The organism is Oceanicola sp. S124 (assembly GCF_000220565.1).
Classification (GTDB): Bacteria; Pseudomonadota; Alphaproteobacteria; order Rhodobacterales; family Rhodobacteraceae; genus Pseudooceanicola.
Window position 1 is genome coordinate 1 of the sequence record NZ_AFPM01000088.1, and the last position, 4,043, is coordinate 4,043.

Consider the following 4,043-nt stretch of genomic DNA (forward strand, 5'->3'; position numbering starts at 1 on the left):
GTCGATCCGCGCCCTGGGCCAGCTTGGCGCCGGCACCGTCAGCTTCTCGGATGCCGACATCAGCCTGATCGCCGCCGAGGGCACCGACCCGGCGCTGTTCGACGACGTCGTGGGCCAGCTCGAGAACGCCCTGCCCGAGGTCTACGCCCTGCACGCCGTCCTGCCCGAGCTGCCCGACGCCGCCCCCGAGGGCGCGCCCGAGTTCACCGCCTCCCTCAGCCCCGAGGGCCGGTTGCAGATCCGCGGCCGCCTCGGCGACGAGCTGACCCGCAACGCCGTCGAAAGCCTGGCCCGGGCGCGCTTCGGCAGCGACAACATCGCCTCGGCCGCGCGCCTCGACGAGGGACTGCCCGAGACCTGGCCGCTGCGGGTGCTGACCGCGCTGGACGCGCTGTCGCAGCTTTCCAACGGCTCGGTCACCGTGTCGCCCGACGCCATCGCCCTGCGCGGCAATACCGGCGACAAGGAGGCCTCTGACCGCATCGCGCGCCTGTTGGGCGAGAAGCTGGGCAATGCCGAGACCTATGCCATCGACGTGACCTACCAGGAGAAGCTGGACCCGATCGCCTCGATTCCGACGCCCGAGGAATGCCTGGCCGACCTGCGCGCCCTGCAGTCCGAGGGCGCGAAGATCAACTTCGAACCCGGTTCGACCAATGTCGCCGCCGATAGCCTAGGGCTACTCGACCAGATGGCCGAGGTGCTGAAGACCTGCCCGAACCTGCCGCTGGAGATCGCCGGTCACACCGACAGCCAGGGCCGCGAAGAGATGAACCTCAACCTGTCCCAGCAGCGCGCCCAGGCGATCCTGAACGAACTGCGCCTGCGCCGGGTCCTGACCCGCACCTTCGTCGCGCAGGGCTACGGCGAGAGCCAGCCGATTGCCGACAACGGCACCGAAGAGGGCCGCGAGGCCAACCGCCGGATCGAGTTCAGCCTGATCGACGCCAACGCCTCTGGTGCCCGCGCCTCTGCTGCAGAGGACGGGACGGCGGCATCGGAACAGCCCTCGGCAGAGGCCACTGCCGATGCAGGCGCCGGCGACGAGGGATCCGGTGACGAGGACTTCGGCGACGAGGCACTCGGCGACGAGGTCGGGGACGATGCGGAGCAGGGTCCTGACGGCTCGGATGACGACCACTTCGGCGGCGAAGGTGCCGACGAGGGGGGCATGACCGCCGAACAGGACGATAGCCTTGATGAGGCCCCGGCGGCCGAGGCATCCTCGGCCCCGGTGGGAGGCGACTCGGTCGATGCCACGGCAGGGGTTCTCGAGACGGCGCGGGCCATCGCCGAGGCCATCGCGCTTGGCGACGATCGCCCCGAGCCCGAGGCGCCCGCGGATGATGCGCCGCGCGAGTGACCCGCCGCGACCGGAGAAAATGATGGGGGCACGTGCTGGACGGGGGCGGCCAGCCGTGACATGGAACGAAGGATGAGGCCCATGCAGGGGCCTTGGCCGCAAACGGGGACAGACGGGTGAACAGGACCGAATTCATCATTGCCACGGCGATCATTCTCTTCGTGGCCTTCTGCCTTGGCTGGTTTGCCTATTGGCTCATTCACCGCTTCACCCGCGTCTCGCTGGCCGATGTCGGCGAGCTGGAGCGCATGGCCCACGAATTGCACGAGGCCGAAGAGACCCGCGACCAGGCGATCACCTACCTGCAGCAGCGCGAAGCCGAACTGACCAACCAGCTGTCCCAGACCGAAGCTGAGCTCTCTGCCGCCATGGAAGGCCTGCGCGACGCCCGCCACGAGGCGGAAGAACTGCGCAGCTACATCGAGCGTACCCACCAGCCCGGCTGACGCTGCGCGCCACGTAGACGGTGCCCCGGGGGCACGCCCTCGTCCCCCCAAAAGGGCCGCGCTCGAAAGAAGCCCCCCTCACGCAGGGCCAGACTCGCGCAAACCGACGCGTGGTCAGGCGATCGCCCGGACACCCGCTCTCGTCCTGCACCAGCCTCGCTTCCGGTTCGCCGATCCTTCCGCCAATCGAGAGCGCATCTGCCCCCTGCCGCCTTGCCGCACCTCCTCGCAGCCGCGCGCGTCATGCCAGCCAGTCAGCCGTTCTGCGCCGCCCTGCCCGATAGGCCTTTCCGTCAGCCATTCCGCAGACCGGAACAGCCCAAGCGGCAAGTCTTGCGGCACAGGCAATGCGCCACCATCCATCGGGTGCGCCCGGGGGCTCTGCCCCCGCCCCTGCGGGGGCTCGATGCCCCCTCAGGGGCGGCCCCGACAGGATCCCGGCAAGCTGAAGCCTCAGCGCCAGCGTGACAGGGCGTCCTCGTCCTCGTCCTTGGCGGCGACCCAGCTTGCACCTGCATCAGTGCTTTCCTTCTTCCAGAAGGGGGCACGGCTCTTCAGGTAATCCATCAGGAAATCGGCGGCCTCGAAGGCGGCCCGCCGGTGACGCGAGGCGGTGGCGACCATCATGATCGGCTCTTCCGCCCCGAGGCGCCCGTAGCGGTGCAGAATCAACACCGGCCCCAGATCCCAGCGGCCCGAGGCGTCGGCGGCGATGCCGGCCAGCGCCTTCTCGGTCATGCCGGGGTAGTGCTCGATCTCCATCGCCGAGAGCCCGCCCGAGAGGTCGCGCACCAGCCCGGTGAAGCTGACCACCGCGCCGCAGCCCGCCCGCGCCGCCAGCGGCGTGAAGGCCGACAGCTCGGCGCCGGGATCGAAGGGCGCGGATTGCACGCGGATGTCGGCAGGGCCGGACATGCCCTCAGCCCCCCGTCATCGGCGGGAAAAAGGCCACCTCGCGCACACCGGCCAGCGGCGCGTCCATCTCGGACAGCTCCTGGTCCAGCGCCACGCGCACCGCCGAGAGATCCGAGAAGGCCAGCGCATAGCGCTCTTCCCGGGCCACCAGTTCGCGGACCAGCTCCTGCACTGTCGCGGCGGAGGTCTGGACCTGTTCCTTCGGCAGGCCGATCCGTTCCCGGATCCAGGCGAAATAGAGGATCTGCATGGGGCCTCCCGCAGGTGCCTTCGGGTTTCGCGCGCCGTCAGGCGGCGCTGTCGTCGTCGCGCAGGTGCGGACGGGCCTTCAGGAAGTAGTCCGCGCCGGTGATCACGGTCAGCACCGCAGCAATCCAGATCAGCGCCAGACCGGCCCAGCCGGCCAGGTCGGTGACCAGGACAAGCCCGCGCAGCCCGGCCTCATCCGCATGTTCACCGGTCAGCATACCTTCGACCATGCCGTTGTCGAGACCGAAGAGCGCCTCGCCCAGGTACTGTTCCGCCAGCCCCTGCACCAGCAGCACCGCGATGGCCACCATCTGCGCCGTGGTCTTCCACTTGGCCAGCTTGGTCACCTTCAACAGTCCCGCCGTCTCGCCCAGGTACTCACGCAGCCCCGAGACGAAGACCTCGCGAAAGAGGATCAGCGCCGCGGGCAGGATAAGCAGCTGGGACAGCGAGGAAACATGGGCCAGCACCATCAGGGCGATGACCACCATGGCCTTGTCGGCGATCGGGTCCAGCATGGCGCCCAGCTTGGACACCTGGTTCCAGGCGCGGGCCAGCTGGCCGTCGACATAGTCGGTCAGCGAGGCCAGCACGAAAAGCGCCAGCGCACAGGCGTCGGCGGCCGGGCGTGGCAGCCAGAGGAAGCACAGCGCCAGGCCCGGAGAGGCCAGCAGGCGCAGGATGGTCAGGAGGTTCGGCAGGGATATTTGCATGGCCCTCTCCTAGCCTGAGTTGACCGCCTGGGAAAGCGCGATTGCAGCGCCAGCCCCCTCTCCGGCAGCGCAGAGAGGCCGATTTCGGCCGCGCGTTGCCCGAGCGTCTCGCCCCGGCGCCGGGACAGGACCGCCGAAGCCATGCCCGGGGCAGCGGGTCTCCGCAAGCGTGCGACAGGTGCCCCGCCCCCTGGCCGGCGCGGGATCGCCCGCAGGGCCCCTTGCGGGCAGCAGGCCAGGGCCCCGGGCGCAGCGCCGGCACCTGCCCTGCAGGTGCCCCGTCCCACCCCGCTCGGCCCCAGTCGCCCCCCGGCAGCGCCCCACCTCGGGAGCAAGCACGTTTTTTGCGTCTCCCTC

The 4,043-nt window shown here is 69.9% G+C and carries 5 protein-coding genes; 2 read left to right on the forward strand and 3 right to left on the reverse strand.

The features are described 5' to 3' along the window. On the forward strand, positions 1-1,363 hold a 1,363-nt coding region (locus tag OS124_RS23935), incomplete at its 5' end, for an OmpA family protein (protein ID WP_010138723.1). 116 nt (positions 1,364-1,479) lie between these two features. Then, entirely contained in the window at positions 1,480-1,809 is a 330-nt protein-coding gene (locus tag OS124_RS0106970) for a hypothetical protein (protein ID WP_010138724.1), read from the forward strand. A gap of 453 nt (positions 1,810-2,262) precedes the next feature. Here the strand turns inward: OS124_RS0106970 and OS124_RS0106975 are convergent, their stop codons facing one another. Genes OS124_RS0106975 through pgsA form a run of 3 tightly spaced genes read right to left on the reverse strand, consistent with a single transcriptional unit; the run spans position 2,263 to position 3,686 of the window. Next, positions 2,263-2,724, reverse strand: coding sequence for a molybdenum cofactor biosynthesis protein MoaE (locus OS124_RS0106975; protein ID WP_010138725.1), 462 nt, complete (start codon positions 2,722-2,724; stop codon positions 2,263-2,265). 4 nt (positions 2,725-2,728) lie between these two features. Next, positions 2,729-2,974, reverse strand: coding sequence for a molybdopterin converting factor subunit 1 (moaD, locus tag OS124_RS0106980; RefSeq protein ID WP_010138726.1), 246 nt, complete (start codon positions 2,972-2,974; stop codon positions 2,729-2,731). Positions 2,975-3,011: 37 nt separating this feature from the next. After that, the gene (gene pgsA / locus OS124_RS0106985) at positions 3,012-3,686 is read right to left on the reverse strand and encodes a CDP-diacylglycerol--glycerol-3-phosphate 3-phosphatidyltransferase (protein WP_010138727.1); all 675 of its coding nucleotides are present in this window, start codon (positions 3,684-3,686) and stop codon (positions 3,012-3,014) included. Positions 3,687-4,043 lie beyond the last annotated feature (357 nt).

Bases quoted from the DNA above. Each gene is read 5' to 3' on its own strand.
- moaD (WP_010138726.1), bottom strand. From the start codon at position 2,974: ATGCAGATCCTCTATTTCGCCTGGATCCGGGAACGGATCGGCCTGCCG.
- OS124_RS0106975 (WP_010138725.1), bottom strand. From the start codon at position 2,724: ATGTCCGGCCCTGCCGACATCCGCGTGCAATCCGCGCCCTTCGATCCC.
- pgsA (WP_010138727.1), bottom strand. From the start codon at position 3,686: ATGCAAATATCCCTGCCGAACCTCCTGACCATCCTGCGCCTGCTGGCC.